A 19,298-nucleotide genomic window follows, 5' to 3' on the forward strand; every position below is an offset into this window, starting at 1 on the left:
TTTAATAAAGCGGTATTAATTTCTCTTCAATCTCTTTTCTTCTCTCTTCTAAAAATGGTGGTAAATCCAGCTCTTTTCCTAATTCTTCAACTGTTGAATCTACTGTAAATCCTGGGCCATCCGTCGCAATCTCAAATAAAATGCCATTTGACTCACGGAAATATAAACTTTTAAAATAAAAGCGATCGATAATCCCTGTTGATTGGAACCCTTTATCTTTCACCGCTTCATTCCAATAACTCAGTTCTTCATCATTTTTCACACGAATAGCTAAATGATGAATACTTCCTTTTCCTGGTCTTTCACTCTCTCCATCTTGCTGTTTCACCAAAATTTCTCCAAAAGATTGACCATCAATAGATTGATAAATCCCCTCATCGTCTGAACGAGATACTTCTTTATAACTAAACAAACCTGTTAATGTTTTTGATAATTTATTTAAACTGCGCACTGTCATTTCAACTGTTCCCATGCCTAAAATACGATGATTCTGCTCTACAGAAGATTCATCCCATGCAGTCCAATATTCAGGCACCTCTTCATCTTTATTATTTAACAGCACTAACCGTAGACCATCTGGATCTTCAAGGTGCAGTGCGTCTCTTCCGGCGTAAGTTGTAATTTCCCCATGCGCCACCTGGAGTGACTCAAAACGTCTCTTCCAAAATGTAAGACTTTCTATTGAAGGTACGAGCAAGCCTATTTGTGTTATTGCATTTGTACCACGGATTGTTCTACCTACATTCGGCATTTCAAAAAATGATAATTCAGTTCCGGCACTCCCTGTTAAATCACCATAAAACAAATGATACATAAATGGATTATCTTGATTGACTGTCTTTTTCACCCGGCGTAATCCTAAAACATCTCGATAAAAATTATTATTCGTTTTCGCATTTTTAGTCACCATAGAAATGTGGTGATGTCCTGGAATTGTATACATAAAACTTCCTCCCCTTTATCACTTGATTAGTCAATTGATTAAGTAAAAAAAATTACTCATTCGGTAATTCTTTTTTTTCACTATGCTTATGAACTTTTGACATCAACTCGTATAGTATTTTCTGCTCTTCTTCATTTAATACATCATCAAAAAATGATGATTGAAATGCAAGTTGCTCTGGCAATGCTCTTTCTAAAGCCGCTTCCCCTTGCTCTGTAAGACTAATTGTTTTCGTTTTCCAATCTTGTTTTCGTATAATATATCCTTCTTTTTCAAGACGTGTTAACATTCGAGAAATACCGCCTTGTGTAACGGTAACCTTTTCTGCTAACTCCATTTGTGTTAATGGCTGATAAGTCCGTATTTGCAAAAGCACATCAAATTGGGCTGTTGTTAAATCAAAACGTTTTAAAAACTCATTTGACATTTGATTACTTTGGTTCGTAAATCGTATTAAACGTAGCCATATTAACGATCCTATCGTATTTTCACGCATGTTTCATCACTTCCTAGCGTTGATCTTACTATCACTTTACCACTCAAGTGATAAAAAAGCAAGTAAAGAGTAAATACATATTTAATCCCAAAAATCTTAACCAGCTATTTTTCCAATTAGAAATAATAAATTAGCATCAATTGAACTATTTAATTAACGCAATAGACTTTTATACAAAATAACAATCTCACGAATTCCATACACCCAAGTTCTTTTCTAGAAATGGCAAACCCTCCTTTAGATAAGTTAAAGGAGGGACTTCATATTATATAGCTTCACCTAAAACCTTTTTATCTTATATAGAGCTATTCCTTATTACCAAAACCTTATTCCAAAGAGTTTAAACGTTCTGCTCCACCCCTGTGCTCTTCTCCTTCTTACTTCTTTTAAAATTCTTCAACTTCTTAACTGTTCCAACTAACCCTTTCGGAAAAACTAGTAGCACGATAATGTATAATAAACCAAGAATGATCGTCCATCGTTCAAAAATCGGATATTCCGTCGCTAATTCGGATAAATAATATTTCAATGATTCAATAATCCCAGCTCCAGCGATTGCTCCGATTAAAGTTCCAACTCCCCCAATCATTGTCATCAATAATGCATTTAATGTCATTTCAATTGAAAATACAGTTGTATTAACAAAGCGTAAAGTGATAACAAATAAACCACCGCTAATCGCTGCAACTACTCCTGCAACAACACTAGCAATAATTTTATAATGAAGAACTTTATAGCCAAGTGCTTCAACTCGTTGTTCATTTTGTGAAATCGCCTTTAACACTTTCCCAATTGAAGATTTTGTGAAAAGACGTAACAAAATGAAAATACTGATTAGACATATAAATGTTATATAATAAAATGTAAAACGATCACGGAATATATCTGGTACACGAAATGTAAATCCATCTCCTCCATGAGTCAGTGAACGCCATTTTTCAGCAAGTACAAAAAACAGCTGGGAAATAGCGAGCGTTAACATTGCATAAAAATGACTTTTCAGCCGTAAAGAAAGCAAACCGATTATATAACTAACGATGGCTGATACAATAATTGCGGCTGCTATTCCTATAAAAAAGTTTGTGATAGACACCCCTTGTCGATCAAATAAAAGTGCTACCCCATACGCCCCTATACCAAAGAACATACAATGACCGAATGAAACAATACCTGTATATCCAAGGAGAACATCAAAACTCATAGCGAAAATAGCAAAGATGAAGATTTGAGTGAACAAAATTAACAAGCTCCGTGAATCATTTACGAATGGAAATACACTTAAACAAATGAGCATAAATACTCCGAAGTATACTTTAATTCGATTCGATGTGCTGTTCACCATTTCACCCCTTTTCACCAACAAGTCCCGTTGGCTTCACTATTAAGAAAAATAGTAACATTAACATATTAATTGCAAGAGATAAATCTGGCAAAAAATACGCTGTAAAAGCACCGGCTAATCCGACAATTAAAGATGCTAGCGCTGAACCTTGTACGCTACCTAATCCGCCAATAATAACTACTATAAAAGCTAAAATTGCGTACTGCATACCCATCTCAGCAAAAATAACTCCTGAATATGGTGCTAGTAGAAAACCACCTAACGCCGCCATCCCTGCTCCTAATAAAAAAACAAACGAGAATATCGCTTTTACGTTAATTCCGAGAGCTTGAACCATCTCTTTATCCATTACACCAGCGCGAATCATAAGTCCTATCTTTGTTTTTTTCAGCAGCAATAGTAAAGCGATGTAAATTAGTATCCCAACTAAAATAACGAATAGGCGATATTTTATTAAGATAACTCCTCCAAATGTAAAACTGCCTTGAAGCCATAACGGTAATTTTGCAGCAATTGGATTAGGACCCCAAAATATTTTGATGCACTCGCTAAGAACGAGCATTCCTCCGAGTGTCACGAGAAGCTGCCGCACATGGTTTCCATACACTGGTCTAATAAGAAATCTTTCTAAAATGAAACCGAGGAACATACCCATAGCGACTGCCCCAATTAGCGCTAATAAATAACTATCTGTCATATTAAATAACCAAACGCCTGTAAATGCTCCCCATGCAAATAAACCGCCATGCGCAAAATTTAGTACGCTCATTAAACCGAAAATAAGTGATAGACCAGACGCTAATAAAAAAATAAGCATCCCTGTCGAAACGCCATTTACAAATAAGTTAATTAGCACATCCACGTTCTATCCCCCCGTATCAATGTTAAGAAATACCTAAATATTTATGACATGTTTCCTTATCCTCTCGCAGTTCCTCCATGAAACCGTTATGCACAATGCGCCCATTATCCATAATGTAAAAATAATCACCGATTTGACTAGCCATCATAAAATTTTGTTCAACAAGTAAAACAGTCGTTTTTTCCTTCATTTTCAAAATGGCTATCATTAATTTTTCTATCATAATGGGCGACAAGCCTTTACTCGGCTCATCAATAAGTAATAAACCATCACTATTAATAAATGCTCTTGAAATTGCTAGCATTTGCTTTTGCCCTCCGCTTAAGAGTCCGCTTTTTTTGTGCCAAAATTGCTTTAAATCTGGAAATAATTCAAGCATCCAGTCTATTTTTTCTTCCGCTTCTGCTCCCTTCCCACTAGCAAGAGCGAATGTTTCTTCTACTGTCAGGTCGTGAAAAATACCTTGATTTTCTGGTACATACCCTATTCCTTTCCTTGAAATTAAATGTGTAGATAATCCATTTACTTGTGTACTATCATAATAAATTTCACCATGTGCGATATGGTGAAATCCCATAACCGAACGTAATGTCGTAGTCTTCCCTGCCCCATTTCTTCCAAACAGTACAGTAATCGTTCCTTTCTCAACAGTAAGAGATACCCCTTGTAAAATATGAAACTGATCTAAATACGTCTCTATATTATTCACTTGTAGTAGTGCCACTATATAATCCCCCTAAATAAGCACTTTGTACTCGCTCGTCTTTCATCATTTCTTCCGGCAATCCTTCAGCCAATAACTCCCCATGAAATAAAACGATAAGATGATCTGATAAATCTAGCACCATATCCATTTTGTGTTCGATAAGTACGATTGTGCTCTCTGGATTCTTTTTAATATTTTCGATTACTTGTAATATAGCCGGAACTTCCTCAACAGAAATACCTGCTGTCGGCTCATCTAGTAGTAATACATCCGTTTTTAATGCTAATAACATAGCAAGCTCTAACTTTCGTTTTTCCCCATGCGCTAGATCTTTCGCTAATACATATTCTTTCTCGTGAAGTAATACTGTTTTTAAGAAACGTCTCGCCTCTCCAACTTGTTGCTTAAATTTTGCCGAACTCGGAAAAAAACTATAGTAATCTTGCACAAATGATTGAACACTTAAACGAACATTTTCAAGTACCGTTAACTCTGGGAATATATTTGTAAGTTGAAAAGAACGACCAATTCCTAATCGAGTACGATCCGAAATTGATAAATTTGTAATCTCTTGTCCTTTAAAATATACTTCACCCTTTGTTGGAGAAATTTGTCCACTTAGTAAATTGAATAGCGTTGTCTTTCCAGCACCATTCGGTCCAATTATTGAAATGAGCTTTCCTTTTTGTACCGTTAAATTAACATCCTTAATAACATGATGATCCCCAAAAGATACACAAAGATTTTTCGTCTCTAACAAATGTGTCATAAAATCCCTCCCACTGAAAGCCATGTTTATGAAAGAAACAAGTATAAAGAGGGTATTCCCTCTTTATACAAAGACAACAGAAAATTCAGTCTATTTATTCTGAATTGATGGTTCTGTCTCTTTCATCGTTAATTCTCTCTCTAACACTGGTACTGGATAATCAACACCATCTTGCTTTTTCAGCGTTATAGAATATAGAGTTTGTAATGCTTGATGATCCTTCTCTCTAAATTTCATCTTTCCTTTCGGTGTCTCAAATTCCATCCCTTCCATTTTCTTAATAAGTGTATCTACATCTGTATCGCCCTTCGTTTTCTTTAAAGATTCGACGATAGAAATTGCCGCTGACATTCCTCCTGCTGTAAACAGATCTGGAACAGCACCATTAAAACGTTTTTTATGTTCTTCTACTAGCCAATCGTTCACCTTATTCTTTGGAAGTGAGTGATAATAAACAGAAAACCCTTGCATCCCTATTAGTGCATCCATCGTTTTTAATGCTGGTATATCAGGTGCACCAGTAGAAATTTTAATACCTTGCGCTTCCACATTCATATCTTTCAACTGTTTCCATGGTGAATTCGCACCTGCCCAAACGATAAATAAATAATCTGGCTTTGAGCTAATAATATTTTGAATATTTGCAGTGAAATCAGTTGAATTCGTATCCGCGTATTGCTCGTTTACAATATTCGCACCTAATTTCTTTGCTCCCGCTTTAAATGCTGCAATCCCTTCACGACCGAAAGCATTATCTGGAGCAAACGTCGCAATCTTTACATCTTTTTTAGCAATTGAGGCAGCCCCAGCAATCGCATCTTGCGAAGAGTTTCTACCTGTTCTAAAAATATATTTATTCCAGTTCTTCCCGGTAATACTATCAGCAACTGCTGGTTCTACAACCATTATTTTTTCATATTCCTCTGCAAGTGGTAAAACCGCTAATGTATCACTTGAACTAGACGATCCGACTAAAAAATCGACTTTCTCTTCTTCTAATAACTTCGTAGCTTTTTTAACCGCTACATCAGCTTTCGTTTCCGTATCTTCTACAACAAACTTAATCTTCTTCCCTTCCACTTTCCCAGTTCCACCAGTTGCATAGTCTAACCCTAATTCAAATCCGTTCACTGTTTGTTTTCCATATGATTCTAATGGACCTGTTAATGAAGCAAGAACCCCTACCTTAATCGTCTTTTCATCTTCTGTACTTGTCTTCTTTCCCGAACAAGCTACTGTTACTAATAATGACCCTAAAACACAACCAGTAACCACCGTTCTTAGCCATTTACGTTTTTTCATCGACATTGTGATCCTCCCCATACTTTACTTTCTGATAGAATCAAACACGCCAAATTCCCCTGTCCGTAATCATGACTTTAAAATTGGTAATGGAAAACTCTTGTAGTAACCTCTACATTCGGCACAAATCTATAATCACCTTCCTATTAAATGGAAACGGACATACAATCAATATATATTCCGTTGTTCAAATGAAATTACTGTTTCATTACAGTAATCATCACGCAAAAAGCTGCAAATAATTGACTTAATTCATTAAGTCAATTATTTGCAGCTTACCTAAAAAAATGATTAGAAAAACCGATTAATTATTTTCGACTTTCTCTAACCCCTCAACCAATTGCTTCTTATCTAATCCTTCCCCTATTACTACCAAGTTTGTCGGGAAACCGAAGTCTTGTTCCAGTAAAGTCGGTACCCCGAACGAATATTGGAATAGATGCGGGTATTTATCTCCATGGAATTTCACAAATCCTTTTACACGATAAATACTATCTGGTAAATTCGAAAGCCATTCGTATAATTTATCTTGATCAATCGATTTCGTAAATTGATACGTCATCGTTTGTATATGTAAATGCTGTTTGACATGTAGTGTCTCATGTTCCCCATCATTCGTAAATTCAGCTTCTTCTATGTCTTCTAAAGATATATTACAATATTTTGTTTCAAACAATTTCGCATGATTATTTATTGCTTTCACGTCTTCAAGTACTTTGTTCTTATCCGAATCTGTTAATAAATCTGATTTATTAATAAGAATATGACTTCCATATTTCATTTGCTCATGTAATAGCTGTTGTACATTTGCACTTAATATACTTCGGTTTAACCATCTTACTGCATCTAAAACGACGACAATTGATTTCACTTCAAAGAAAGGAGCTAAAATTGGTGATACACATGCATCTAACACTTCAATTGGATGTGCGACACCTGTTGTTTCTATATAAATTACATCTGGTCTTTCTTGTTGATATAAAGAATGTAATTGAATTTCAAGCTCTTCTTTTAACGTACAACAAATACATCCTTTCAGAAGTTCCCTTAACACATTCTCTTTTCCAATAATATCTGTATCTACCGAGTATTCACCGATTTCATTCATCAAAACTGCAACTTTTCGATTTTTCTTCTTTTCTGCTAATAATAAATTTTGCAGCAATGTTGATTTTCCGCTACCTAAAAAACCACCTAATATATGAATTTCTACTTTACTCATTCGACCGACCATCCATTTCTCTACTTCAAATTTCTTCAAAGCGTAATTATTACGATTTATATTTATCATTTTATTAAAAGAATACCTATTTGTAAACAAAACTGCTAGATTATCGTTTCATTTCCATTCACTTCATGAGCAACTCTAATTCCAGACTCGATTGCCCCTTGCATCCATCCATGTGTTAATGTCGTATGTTCTCCTGCAAAGTGCACTCTACCCGCTGGCGGCGTAATATATGGAAACAATTCAAGCTCTTGCCCTGGTTCAAAAGCTGTAAATGCTCCGCAAGAATACGGATTTTGACTCCAGCTAAAAGATTCTCCCGCAACATACTCACTATAAACCACATTTCCATATATTTGCGCTAAATTTTTCAACGCATAACGAATACGTTCTCTATTCGAGAGACTATCCCACGTTAACGCCTCATCTGCCCACGTATAACTCACTAAAACGATAGCCGCCCCTGGTGTATGAATGCCGTAGCTCGGATAATATGTAAAGCGGATAGGTAAATCTGTAATTGACTTACCACCATATTGTCCTGCTCTTTCCCAAAATCTACTTTTAAACTCTATCGCAATTTTAGTTGAAGCAATATAATTTAATTCACGAATTGCCCGCCTTTTATAATAAGAGAATAAATGATATGGCTGAACTTCTACAAATCGCAAAGCTGAAAATGGAATTGTGACAATAGCGATGTCACCAGTTACTATAAATGAATTTAACGTTTGTTCATGTGTTACTTGCATCATTACTTTATTATCTTCCTGTATAATTTTTTCTACTTTATACGACATAAAAATATTATCCTTTAGCTCTGGTAAAAATGAATTTGGTAATTTATCCATTCCGCCCGTTATCTCATAATATTTCGTCGTTGAAGTGAAAAAGATCATTTCGCGTAATACTTCAATTAATGACATTCCCATGTATGCTTCCATATCAAGAAGTACTCCGATCATATCTATTGCCCCATCTGAATAATACTCGGTTAAAAATGAACCGAGCGAATATGTTTTATACTTTTTTTCAACAATAATCCAGTTTTTATTAGGATTTTTCTTAATATAATTAAGTATCGGTTCCAATACCTCTAACATTAACCCTTCTGCTGTTTTCCCTCTTTCTTTATCTAAAACTGGATATCCAAGTACACTTGGATCCTTTTCAAACACATCCAATCTCGTTCTTTTGTTATTCGTATAAATTATATCTGAAGAAGTTTTATTAATAAAAAGGTTTAACGGTAGTTTAAATTTATGAATGTAGGCTAAAGTTAAATCATGAGTATCCGGAATACGCATAGGGCCTGCGTTAAAATATAACCCTGCGCTAAATGGTTCACGAATCGTATACACCCTGCCACCTATTCTGTTATTCGCTTCTATAATCGTTACCTCGTGTCCAGCCTCTTTTAATAAAGATGCTGCAACTAATCCAGACATCCCTGCACCGGCAATTGTAATCCGTTTGGGGTTATTTGTTTTGGCAAGCCCTTCATGAATAATTTGAAGCATTTCTTCCATCGATAATGGATTCCCCATGCCAATTCCCCTTTTATGAAGGATTTTACTGAATTATATTCGTTTAACAGGATTCCTATGTTTCATTCAAGTAATTGAGCGGATACATTTTCAATTACTTGAATATCTTTTATAAAATGTAATAAAATAGATATGAAACTATAGAAGTAAGACGTATTATCTTGCATAATAAAATTAATGAAATTGCGAGGAATTTTGAAATGAAAAAAGGTATTAACCGTGTTGTATTAGTAGGAACAGGAGCAGTTGGGTGTAGTTATGCTTACTGCATGATTAACCAAGCTGTAGCTGAAGAATTTGTTTTAGTGGATGTAAATGAAGCAAAAGCTGAAGGAGAAGCAATGGACTTAAGCCATGCCGTTCCTTTCGCACCAGCTCCAACAAAAGTTTGGAAAGGTAGTTATGAAGATTGTAAAGACGCAGATCTTGTTGTAATTACAGCTGGATTGCCACAAAAGCCAGGTGAAACACGTTTAGATTTAGTTGAGAAAAACGCTAAAATTTTCAAGCAAATTGTTCGTAGCATTATGGATAGCGGCTTTGATGGCATCTTCTTAATCGCAACGAACCCTGTAGATATTTTAACTTACGTAACTTGGAAAGAATCTGGTTTACCGAAAGAACGCGTAATCGGTTCTGGTACAACTCTTGACTCAGCTCGTTTCCGCTATATGTTAGGTGAGTACTTCGATATTGGACCTCATAACATTCACGCTTATATTATCGGAGAGCATGGTGATACAGAACTTCCTGTGTGGAGTCACGTATCAATTGGTATTCAAAAACTACAAACGCTTCTTGAAAAAGACAACACATATAACCAAAAAGATTTAGATGATATTTTCGTAAACGTTCGTGATGCAGCTTATCACATTATTGAACGAAAAGGTGCTACATACTACGGCATCGGCATGTCACTTTTACGTGTTACGAAAGCAATCTTAAGCAATGAAAACAGCGTATTAACTGTATCAGCATATCTTGAAGGTCAATACGGCCAACAAGATGTTTATATCGGCGTACCTGCTGTTTTAAACCGCGGCGGTGTTCGTGAAATTTTAGAAGTTGAACTAAGTGAAGAGGAAGAATTAAAATTCGATCACTCTGTTCAAGTGTTGAAAGAAACAATGGCTCCTGTTCTTTAATCATATTTTCCAATCAAAAAAGCAATCCGATTTATATTGGATTGCTTTTTTATACTTTTATAGTTCCCCCTCAATTTAAACGGTAATATTATCTATAAAAAGGGGTGATTTCATGAATGATTCTTTGACGATTGCAATCCTCTTGCTAGCTGTAGCATCCTTAATACTTTTCCTCTTCTTAATCATCAGAACGCTATTTCCAACTAAAAAATATGATAAGAATCTCGGATTGATTCTAATTATTTTAAGCTTGTTAGCAATACCGATAAGTATCTTCCTTGTAGGAGGATGGGCAGGTATGGGAGTTAGTGTAATTGCAGTCTTTATTTTTGCTGCTGTTATTATAGCTTTAATTGCAAATACCTTCATTAAACTACCTCCTCCAAAGAAAAAATAATAAATGACCGATGTTTTCATCAAGAGAAAACATCGGTCATTTTCTATCACTTATTATCTTTAATCGGTTCATCATTATTTACATCAAGTACATCTAATAAAAAGATAAAGATTGGAATCCCAATAATAAGCCCCCATATTCCGAGGAAATGCTCTGAAAAAATAAGAATCATAAATGTATAAAAAACAGGTAAATTCGTTTTTGCAGACATAAATTTTGGATTTAATAAATAACTTTCAAGAGCGTGGATTACTGTAATGAACACTAGTATGTAAACAACATACACAACCCCGCCGACGTTATAGGCAATGATACAAAGTGGAAACAATGAAATGATAACACCAGCAACTGGAATCAAACCGAGTAGAAAGACCATGACAGCCAATACAAGAAGCTGTGGAAATCCTAAAATGACAAGTGCAATTACAGTGAGCACACAATTTACAACCGCAATTAAAAACTGTGCTTCAATCACTTTTCCGAACGATCTTGCAAACCTTTCACCGAAATATGCAATCTCCTCATAAAAAATTTTCAGCTTACTATCTTTAAATTTCGAAGTAAATGCTATAATGCGTTCTTTTTCTAATAAGAAAAATAAGCTTAAAATAAGAGAAAGTAGTATTTGTAAACTGACTTTTCCTATGTTTGCTATCGATTGATAAATGACATCTACACCTTGTTCGATATATTTCGATACTTCCATTCCATTAATTGTCGAAAGTGCATATTTAATTATCTCGTTATCAGGTGGGTTTTGAAAAAACAATTTAAATTGATAAATTAATTGTGAAATTTGTATCGTTAGTACAGGCAAATATTTATATAGTGTAGTTACAATAAACGTCACTAACACAATATATAAACCAGCAATAACCACTTTCCTATTTACTTTCAATTTTTTTGAAATAAACTTTTGAAATCGATCCATCAAAAACGTGAGAATAAACGTAATTAATATTAAATTAATCATACTTTTTAATCCATACAATACAAGCACTAATATTATTAAAACGAGAAACCGTTGAAACCCTCTGCTTCGAAAGAAATTTTTCACTTCATTCATTAAGAATTAACCTCCCCCTTCAATGGATGGAAATTGGATATATTACATTTTATGAACTTCTATAGACAATCTTTCTTACTAATTGGAAAGAATCCTTTTTTTCTTTTTTATTGTCGGATTTTTTTATCTACTACTTTTCTAAAAACTACTTTATCAACTCTATATTTTAGGAGATCGTCTATTTTTAGACTGCTGTTCATACGCATATCCAATATTAAAAAGTTCTTTTTCACCAAACTGTTTCCCAACAAACACTACACCTACCGGCTGACCATCAGAATCATATCCTGCCGGCACTGCTAATTCGGGATAACCAGCCACAGCTGATAGAAGAACTTCATCGTTATTAATCATTACAAGAGCATCCAAACCTTTTTCTACTAAATACCTATCTAGCTCTTTTCTTGCATTTTCTTGACTCGTTTGAACTACTTTTTCAAATTCATCTTTCGTTATAGCAGATTTTTCAGACCCCTCAATTAATGTTTGTCCATATTTCATTCGTCTTTTACTATCTTTTTTATTAAACGCTATAATCTCTTCTAACGATTTTACAGGCACATTTTTTTGCTTCGAAAGATAGTCGTTAACATTATGCTTGAACTCATATTCTAATGTTTGCAGATTATCTACACCCTCGCTGTTTAACTGAATATCATCAGTCAATATCGCACCTGCATCTTGAATGTCTTTTCTAATCTTTTCTGCTACTGCTTTTCTATTTTCATCTTGTTGATCTACAGAAAAAAGAATCCCTATCTTTTTCCCTTTTAATCCATCTATCGATAAATCATTCGTATAATTTATTCTATCTCTATCTTTCATTTTTTCTGTCATAGCATCTTTTTCATCATAACTTACCATTGTATTAAATAACGTTGCCGCGTCTTTTACCGTTCTTGCCATAGGCCCTGCAGTATCAAGCGTTTCAGCTAACGGAATAATTCCAGTTCTACTAATCATACCTAAAGATGGACGTAATCCAACTACTGATTGTTGCGTTGCCGGTGCTACAATTGATCCAGTCGTTTCTGTGCCAATCGCAAGCGGTGCAAAATCTGCTGCAACCACTGTAGCAGATCCAGAACTTGATCCCGATGTATCAAACGTAATCGGACCATATGGATTCAAATTTTGTCCTTTTTTCCCGCTATATCCGCTAGGCATTGTAAAGGATAAATAATTTGCCCATTCAGACATATTCGCTTTTCCTAAAACAAAAGCACCTTCTTCTTTCAACTTCTTCACGATCGTCGCATCTTCATCTGCAATCCAATCTTTTAATACATAAGTGCCTGCGCTTGTCGGCATCACTTTTTCCGTTTGTATATTATCTTTTACGATGACAGGAATGCCATATAAGTTCGATTTCTTATTTAACGCTCTCTCTTTATCTAACTTTCGTGCTACTTCCATCGCATCAGGATTAATCTCTGTAACAGCATTTAATGATATTCCACTTTGGTCGTGTTCTTGTATTCTAAAAAGATAAATACTCGTCAATTCTTCATATGACAATTTTCCATCATCGACCATTTTTTGAAGCTCATCCACAGTCGCATTTACAACTTCTTTTTCTTTTATCTTTATATTATCTATGTTGATACCGTTAAGCTGATTATGTATCGGCTTTAACACTCTGTCTTTATCATATACAATAAGTTCAGGTTCCTTCGGAAAATAGTTTTTATACACGTAATATCCTCCAGCACATGCCAATAGGACAGTACCTCCAGCGATAGACAACGTTATTTCCACCCATTTTTTCATGTTGCTTCCTCCACTCTAAAAGTTGCTCATTTATATAAAAAAGAGAGTTACCTTTTACTTAACTCTCTCCAATCAAAATGCTAAATGAAAAAATGAAAGATTTCAATCTAATTACTTCTTTTTTTGCATTTGCTTCGCTAATAATTCCTTCACTTGATTATACGTTAATCCTGAATCTTTATTTAAACGTTTTACTTCCTCAACATCAGTACCTACTACTGTATATTTTTTCTCATCATTCATTTTTCCACTTCCCTTCTTACTACGTTATTTCTTATATTTTTTCCCTAAACTCTTAGAAATTAACACAAATACAATTAAGGACACTGTACGAAATTCAATAGGTAAAGGCAGTTACGTAAGAGGAAAAGATAAAAAAATGTCGAATTTATATACTTGTTGAATTTAAGGACTTGGAGGTTGCATTTTGAAAACATATGAGTTTAAACATAACATTCCAACATTAGAAGAGTATAAATATTTGTGTGATTCTGTTGGATGGACTAATTATATGAATTTTGAAGTAGCGGATACTTCACTGAAGCATTCTATTCACTGCATCACAGTCAAAGATAATGAACAAATTATCGGTATGGGGAGAATTGTTGGCGATGGATCTATCTATTTCTATATTCAAGATATAGTGGTTCATCCAGATTATCAGAAACATGGTATTGGGAAAGAAATCATGCATCGTTTGATTGCATACTTAAATGAGAATGCCCCTGATAAGGCGTTTGTCGGTTTATTTGCATCACAAGGTAAAGAATCGTTCTATGAAAAATTTGATTTTAAAAATTACTCACCAAACATGACGGGGATGTTTACTGTCATTTCCAAAACATGATAGATTTTTAATTGTAGGGAAAACTTCGCTTCGTATGAAAGAAATTATTCTTGCAGTAACCTTTTCCACAATCGAATTTAAACATTACATACGAAAGGAGAGTACATATATAGCTAATATGTACTCTCCTTTCATTTATTTAACTCTGTATATATTAAATTTCTTAATAAAATTTCACTACATCTTCAGTAGGTAAGAACGTTCTTTCTCCTGGTTGTTCATTTGGCTCACCAAATGGCATTTGTCCTACTAAACTCCACTCTGCTGGAATGTTCCAAGTTGCTTTCACTTCAGCATCTACGATTGGATTGTAATGTTGTAAGGACGCTCCAATTCCTTCAGCCGATAATAGCATCCATACAGTATGTTGTAGCATTGCATTTCCTTGATGAGACCAGAATGGGAACTGATCTTTATACAATGGTGCATTTTCTTGCATTTTTTCTACTGTTGCTTGATCTTCAAAGAATAGAACTGTTCCTACACCTGCATGGAAGCCTTTTAGTCTTTCTACTGTTGCTTCAAAATTCTCTGCTGGCACGCGTAATCTAAGTGTTTCTTTTACGATATCCCAAAACTTTTCATGCTCTCCATCCATTAATACGACCATACGGCCACTTTGCATATTGAAAGAAGTTGGTGCGTGTAAAGCTGTTTTTAAAACTTCTTCAATTCTTTCTTTTGTTATTGTAGCACTTTTTGTTACTTTACGAATTGAACGACGGTTCACGATTGCTTCTTTTAAATTTGTTGTAGTTGCTGACATTTTAATTCCTCCAAATATATGTTTTATTATTTTTATTTAAACAAATCAACTTGAGTCTTTCATGCAAGACGAATTAGCAATATCCATCCGTCTTACATTGCATACCTTCAAATGAATTTGTTTTATCCTTTTCGATTTCTTTATCAATTACTCTTTCTAGCGTTTCTTTACTAGCAAGTCCTTGAATGACTTCATCTCCAATCATGACAGTTGGAACAGCCATAATATTCGCTTCATCATATGCATGCTGAATTGCTTCTTGATGTTTTTCTTTATATTTACGATTTACTAAAGCATCTTTAAATTCAGCTTCAGGAAGCCCTACTTCTACCGCTAATTTCGTTAATACATCAATATCTTCAATGTTTTGCTCTTCTTGGAAAAACGCAGTAAATACTCGGTGATGATACTCATTTCCAAGTTCACGCTCTTTCGCGAATTGGCACCCTTCAAAAGCTAAATGTGTATATGGATGCGGAGAAACGCGTGGCAGACGCATTTCAACCCCTAATTTTTTTGCAGTAGGAAGAATGAAAGAATCCCATGAACCTAACTTATCTGGCTCGTTCCAAGGATCTATTTTAGAATATGGACTTGGACGCAATTCAAATGGCATCCATTCGATTTCCACATCTTTCTCTTTCGCTACTTCATCTAATGGGCCTTTTGCTAAAAAGCAAAACGGGCATATAAAATCTGAGTATACTTTCATTTTTACAGTCATATCTTTTACACCTTACCTTCTTTTTATTTTTAGATGTAACCAAAACAGTTACAATTTTAAGAAAAAAATATGCATTCTCTTTTAGAGACTTGCAATTATCATATTATGCATTCATTTTTTGTTGTAAAGATTCAAATAACTGCCCCATCGTAATATTTCTCAAAACTTCTTCCATCGCAGATTGCGCCTGAACTAAAATAACTTCTAACACCACTTGAATATTCGCGCCAATTGGACAATCTGGATTTGGTTGCTCATGAATATGAAATAGTTTATCCTCTTCCACTACATTTACTGCATGATACACATCTAACAACGTGATTTCATGTAAATCCTTTAATAATCCCGCGCCACCTGGTCCACGATTTACGTAAACAAATCCAGCTTGTTTCAAGTACGACATAATTTTACGGATTACTACCGGATTTGTATTTACACTTTCAGCCATATAGTCTGAAGTACAAAGTGAAGACGGATCGTTTTTCAAAATAGATAAAATATGAACAGCTATAGAAAAGCGGCTACTAATTTTCATCGTAATCACCACCTTGATGTAATTATTATAGTTACAACTAAAAAATAAGTCAATCCTTTTCATAGATTTTTTATAAGCAAATTAAAAAGTGTCCCATTATGATATATGAGACACCTCTTTTTATTCTGCAAATAGCGCTTGAAATTCTTCAATAAATAGCTGCACAGCGATTGAAGAATCCTTTAATGAAGGAACAGCTAAAGCAATTTCTCTCCATACTTGTGGTTCCAATTCTCTCGTTTGTATATTCTTTGGTAAACTCGTTAAAGATAACTCAGCCAAAATTGCGATTCCTAATCCTTCTTGAATCATATTTAAAGCTGTTGTAACTGTGGAAATTATATATTCAGCCCGAAGTGGTACGTTCGCTTGTTTAAACATATCGATAATGGGTGGTTCGTACCCACCCTTACATAATATGATCGGTTCATTCTCTAAATCACCTATTGTAATAGCATCGTTCTTACAAAGAGGATGATCCTCTCTTAAGACAACAACCATTTTCCCCTTCGTTAAGGGCACGATCTCCATATCTTTATTAGGCAAAATAACAATTCCTATATCAACAACCCTCGATACTAACCAATCTTCAACTTCTTTAATCGTGCCTTCACAAAGAACGACTTCTAAGTTCGGATACTTCTCCTTAAAAAGATTTATCATTTTGGGTAAGAAATGTGCAGAAGCACTCGGAAAACTCCCAATTCGAATCGTCCCAACTTCGTGCCCTTTCTCCATCGCTACTTCTTGTTCAATCTTCTCAACGCCGTTTAAGATTTCTCTAATATGTACAAGAATTCTATTTCCAACATCCGTAACGATTAGCCCTTTTCGTTTATCGCGTATAAGAATGGTAACTCCTAACTCTGACTCAATGCTTGAAATCGCATGACTTACAGCTGGCTGTGTCATATTTAACATCCCGGCAGCCTTCGTAAAACTCCCTAATTCAACCGTTTTAATTAAAACTTGAAGTTGTGTAATGGTCATAACTAATCACTTATACTCCTTATAAAAAAGATTCATTTTATTTATCATAGTCGATATCATATCATAGTGAAATGGAATACAACAAGGAGGGATTACAGTGACACAGCTTTCTCGAACTAAGACGGCCATAATCCTTACATTTCTCGTTATTATGTGGGGAATTAATTGGCCGTTATCAAAATTCGCTCTGCATTACACACCACCCGTACTCTTTGCAGGGATTAGAACATTAATAGGAGGATTTATCTTACTTACTTTCGCATTACCGAAATACAAACAATTAAATTTAAAGGAAACTTGGCATTTATACTTTATTTCATCTTTACTCAATATTATTTTGTTTTACGGACTACAAACTGTCGGACTTCAGTATATGCCCGCCGGACTCTTCTCCGCAATCGTATTTCTCCAACCTGTCTTACTCGGCATTTTCTCATGGATTTGGCTTGAAGAATCTATGTACGGCTTGAAAATTTTCGGACTTATTCTTGGATTTATTGGTGTTGGGGTTATTAGCTCTAGTAGTTTAACTGGACATATTTCTATTATCGGTGTACTACTTGCTTTAGGGTGCGCTATCGGCTGGGCACTCGGCACAGTATTTATTAAGAAAACTGGACACCGCGTTAATGCCATTTGGATGGTAACACTTCAGCTTATTATTGGCGGACTTTGCTTAATCGGATTTGGTTCAGAATTTGAGAGCTGGTCTAACATCGCTTGGAGTATACCATTTGTAAGTGTACTACTATTCATCTCGTTCTTTGTTATTGCAATGGGATGGCTCGCTTACTTTACACTTGTAGGAGCTGGTGAGGCAAGTAAAGTTGGGGCTTATACGTTCCTTATCCCACTGATCGCTATTATTGTAAGCTCTATTTTCTTACATGAGGCCATTACAATTAGCTTATTCATCGGACTTTTATTTATTATCGTAAGCATTTGTTTTGTAAATATAAAGCCGAAAGCACTTGCTGTAAGGCAGCAAGTTGAAGTGAAATAAATAGATATGAGAAAGAGTCTACCACTTGTAGGCTCTTTCTTTTTTACCATTTTATCAGTACAGTCACTTAACATCTTAGCAAAAGGAAAATTTTCCTTTTTTATTGTATGATGATAATTAAGTAGAAAATATTATCTCTAATACATATGTATGGACTAACAATTCTAATCATAAGGGGGAATTATATGGTTTTACAGTATAAGGAATTTGGAGATTCAAGCTCTCCACTTATGGTTTTTATTCATGGGGGCGGAGTCAGTGGATGGATGTGGGACAAACAAATTAAACATTTTACTAACTTTCACTGCCTTGTTCCTGATTTACCCGAGCAAGGGGAAAATAGTAGTAAGGATCATTTTTCAATACACTTTAGTGCTGAAAAAATCATTGAATTAGTTGAAGAAAAAGGACAAGGTAAAACTGTTATAGTAATCGGTTTTTCGTTAGGTGCTCAAGTATTAATTGCAATGCTCAGCATGAAACCAAACTTAATTCAATACGCTATGATAAATAGCGCATTAGTTAAACTAATTCCTTTCGCTAAAACATTAATAAGATCCCTTGGCTTAACCTATCCACTTATAAAGAGTAAGACGTTTTCCAAAATACAAGCAAAATCAATGTACATAGATGAAACACAATTTGATAACTATTATCATGAAAGACTCGATGACTGCAATCCTTGAAAGCAATCCTACTTGCACAGGTATTATCATTCCTAAAATCGGTCATGGAATCCCTTTAGCAAATCCCAAACTATTTAATACTTTAATTGAAAACTGGCTTAAGCATGATAACCTACCAGAAGAAGTAATGACAGTCAATTGAGTTCCTTATCTTAATAAACCATGTTGTATTTG

Annotated in this window: 20 protein-coding genes and 1 pseudogene; 5 read left to right on the top strand and 16 right to left on the bottom strand. The window is 34.8% G+C overall.

The genetic code is table 11. The annotated features are described in order from the left end of the window. Window position 1: 1 nt before the first annotated feature. From MKX66_RS10185 to MKX66_RS10225, 9 genes are all read right to left on the bottom strand, one after another. Window positions 2-943, bottom strand: a complete 942-nt coding sequence (locus tag MKX66_RS10185; RefSeq protein ID WP_002141341.1) for a ring-cleaving dioxygenase — start codon at window positions 941-943, stop codon at window positions 2-4. A gap of 52 nt (window positions 944-995) precedes the next feature. Beyond that, entirely contained in the window at window positions 996-1,439 is a 444-nt protein-coding gene (locus MKX66_RS10190) for a MarR family winged helix-turn-helix transcriptional regulator (protein ID WP_002012331.1), read from the bottom strand. Window positions 1,440-1,779: 340 nt separating this feature from the next. Beyond that, window positions 1,780-2,733 (bottom strand): branched-chain amino acid ABC transporter permease, encoded by a 954-nt coding sequence (locus MKX66_RS10195; protein WP_002126891.1) that lies wholly within the window; start codon window positions 2,731-2,733, stop codon window positions 1,780-1,782. Window positions 2,734-2,782: 49 nt separating this feature from the next. Continuing rightward, complete coding sequence (locus MKX66_RS10200; protein ID WP_002141340.1) at window positions 2,783-3,643, bottom strand: branched-chain amino acid ABC transporter permease; 861 nt, start codon at window positions 3,641-3,643, stop codon at window positions 2,783-2,785. Between the two features lie 22 nt (window positions 3,644-3,665). After that, window positions 3,666-4,367 carry a branched-chain amino acid ABC transporter ATP-binding protein gene (locus tag MKX66_RS10205; protein WP_002141339.1) on the bottom strand — a complete coding sequence of 234 codons (702 nt, stop codon included), beginning with the start codon at window positions 4,365-4,367 and terminating at the stop codon, window positions 3,666-3,668. Next, window positions 4,345-5,118, bottom strand: coding sequence for an ABC transporter ATP-binding protein (locus tag MKX66_RS10210; protein ID WP_002141338.1), 774 nt, complete (start codon window positions 5,116-5,118; stop codon window positions 4,345-4,347). Before MKX66_RS10210 ends, MKX66_RS10205 begins: the two co-directional genes overlap by 23 nt. Window positions 5,119-5,208: 90 nt before the next feature. Then, window positions 5,209-6,426, bottom strand: a complete 1,218-nt coding sequence (locus MKX66_RS10215) for a substrate-binding domain-containing protein (protein ID WP_002031313.1) — start codon at window positions 6,424-6,426, stop codon at window positions 5,209-5,211. Window positions 6,427-6,724: 298 nt separating this feature from the next. After that, window positions 6,725-7,642: a CobW family GTP-binding protein gene (locus MKX66_RS10220; RefSeq protein ID WP_326996550.1), complete on the bottom strand. Its 918-nt coding sequence runs from the start codon at window positions 7,640-7,642 to the stop codon at window positions 6,725-6,727. 104 nt (window positions 7,643-7,746) lie between these two features. Beyond that, window positions 7,747-9,195, bottom strand: a complete 1,449-nt coding sequence (locus MKX66_RS10225) for a flavin monoamine oxidase family protein (protein ID WP_002031310.1) — start codon at window positions 9,193-9,195, stop codon at window positions 7,747-7,749. Window positions 9,196-9,395: 200 nt separating this feature from the next. Between MKX66_RS10225 and MKX66_RS10230 the strand changes: the two genes are divergently transcribed. After that, the gene (locus tag MKX66_RS10230; RefSeq protein ID WP_002012312.1) at window positions 9,396-10,340 is read left to right on the top strand and encodes an L-lactate dehydrogenase; all 945 of its coding nucleotides are present in this window, start codon (window positions 9,396-9,398) and stop codon (window positions 10,338-10,340) included. 112 nt (window positions 10,341-10,452) lie between these two features. Beyond that, window positions 10,453-10,737 (top strand): YesK family protein, encoded by a 285-nt coding sequence (locus MKX66_RS10235; RefSeq protein ID WP_002086206.1) that lies wholly within the window; start codon window positions 10,453-10,455, stop codon window positions 10,735-10,737. 46 nt (window positions 10,738-10,783) lie between these two features. Here MKX66_RS10235 and MKX66_RS10240 read toward each other — a convergent pair whose 3' ends face one another. The 3 genes from MKX66_RS10240 to MKX66_RS10250 form a co-directional block, all read right to left on the bottom strand. Next, complete coding sequence (locus MKX66_RS10240) at window positions 10,784-11,803, bottom strand: AI-2E family transporter (protein WP_002031308.1); 1,020 nt, start codon at window positions 11,801-11,803, stop codon at window positions 10,784-10,786. Between the two features lie 159 nt (window positions 11,804-11,962). After that, window positions 11,963-13,573 (bottom strand): amidase family protein, encoded by a 1,611-nt coding sequence (locus tag MKX66_RS10245; protein ID WP_341086050.1) that lies wholly within the window; start codon window positions 13,571-13,573, stop codon window positions 11,963-11,965. 111 nt (window positions 13,574-13,684) lie between these two features. Then, complete coding sequence (locus MKX66_RS10250; RefSeq protein WP_277994374.1) at window positions 13,685-13,816, bottom strand: hypothetical protein; 132 nt, start codon at window positions 13,814-13,816, stop codon at window positions 13,685-13,687. Window positions 13,817-14,000: 184 nt separating this feature from the next. Between MKX66_RS10250 and MKX66_RS10255 the strand changes: the two genes are divergently transcribed. Continuing rightward, window positions 14,001-14,420, top strand: a complete 420-nt coding sequence (locus tag MKX66_RS10255) for a GNAT family N-acetyltransferase (protein ID WP_000860618.1) — start codon at window positions 14,001-14,003, stop codon at window positions 14,418-14,420. A 163-nt stretch (window positions 14,421-14,583) separates the two neighbouring features. Here MKX66_RS10255 and MKX66_RS10260 read toward each other — a convergent pair whose 3' ends face one another. From MKX66_RS10260 to MKX66_RS10275, 4 genes are all read right to left on the bottom strand, one after another. Then, window positions 14,584-15,186, bottom strand: coding sequence for a nitroreductase family protein (locus MKX66_RS10260; protein ID WP_341086053.1), 603 nt, complete (start codon window positions 15,184-15,186; stop codon window positions 14,584-14,586). 73 nt (window positions 15,187-15,259) lie between these two features. Then, on the bottom strand, window positions 15,260-15,910 hold the full coding sequence (locus tag MKX66_RS10265) for a DsbA family oxidoreductase (protein WP_341086054.1): 651 nt from the start codon (window positions 15,908-15,910) through the stop codon (window positions 15,260-15,262). 103 nt (window positions 15,911-16,013) lie between these two features. After that, window positions 16,014-16,445 carry an Rrf2 family transcriptional regulator gene (locus MKX66_RS10270; RefSeq protein ID WP_341086055.1) on the bottom strand — a complete coding sequence of 144 codons (432 nt, stop codon included), beginning with the start codon at window positions 16,443-16,445 and terminating at the stop codon, window positions 16,014-16,016. A 120-nt stretch (window positions 16,446-16,565) separates the two neighbouring features. Then, window positions 16,566-17,435 (bottom strand): LysR family transcriptional regulator, encoded by an 870-nt coding sequence (locus MKX66_RS10275; RefSeq protein ID WP_341086058.1) that lies wholly within the window; start codon window positions 17,433-17,435, stop codon window positions 16,566-16,568. 97 nt (window positions 17,436-17,532) lie between these two features. On the opposite strand from MKX66_RS10275, the gene MKX66_RS10280 reads away from it, so the two are divergent. Together MKX66_RS10280 and MKX66_RS10285 are read left to right on the top strand one after the other, a co-directional pair. Continuing rightward, window positions 17,533-18,438: a DMT family transporter gene (locus MKX66_RS10280; RefSeq protein ID WP_002086216.1), complete on the top strand. Its 906-nt coding sequence runs from the start codon at window positions 17,533-17,535 to the stop codon at window positions 18,436-18,438. Window positions 18,439-18,623: 185 nt separating this feature from the next. Next, window positions 18,624-19,266: pseudogene (locus MKX66_RS10285) on the top strand (alpha/beta fold hydrolase). The last annotated feature ends 32 nt before the right edge of the window (window positions 19,267-19,298 follow it).

It is taken from the genome of Bacillus sp. FSL R9-9530 (assembly GCF_038008145.1).
Taxonomy (GTDB): domain Bacteria; phylum Bacillota; class Bacilli; order Bacillales; family Bacillaceae_G; genus Bacillus_A; species Bacillus_A mycoides.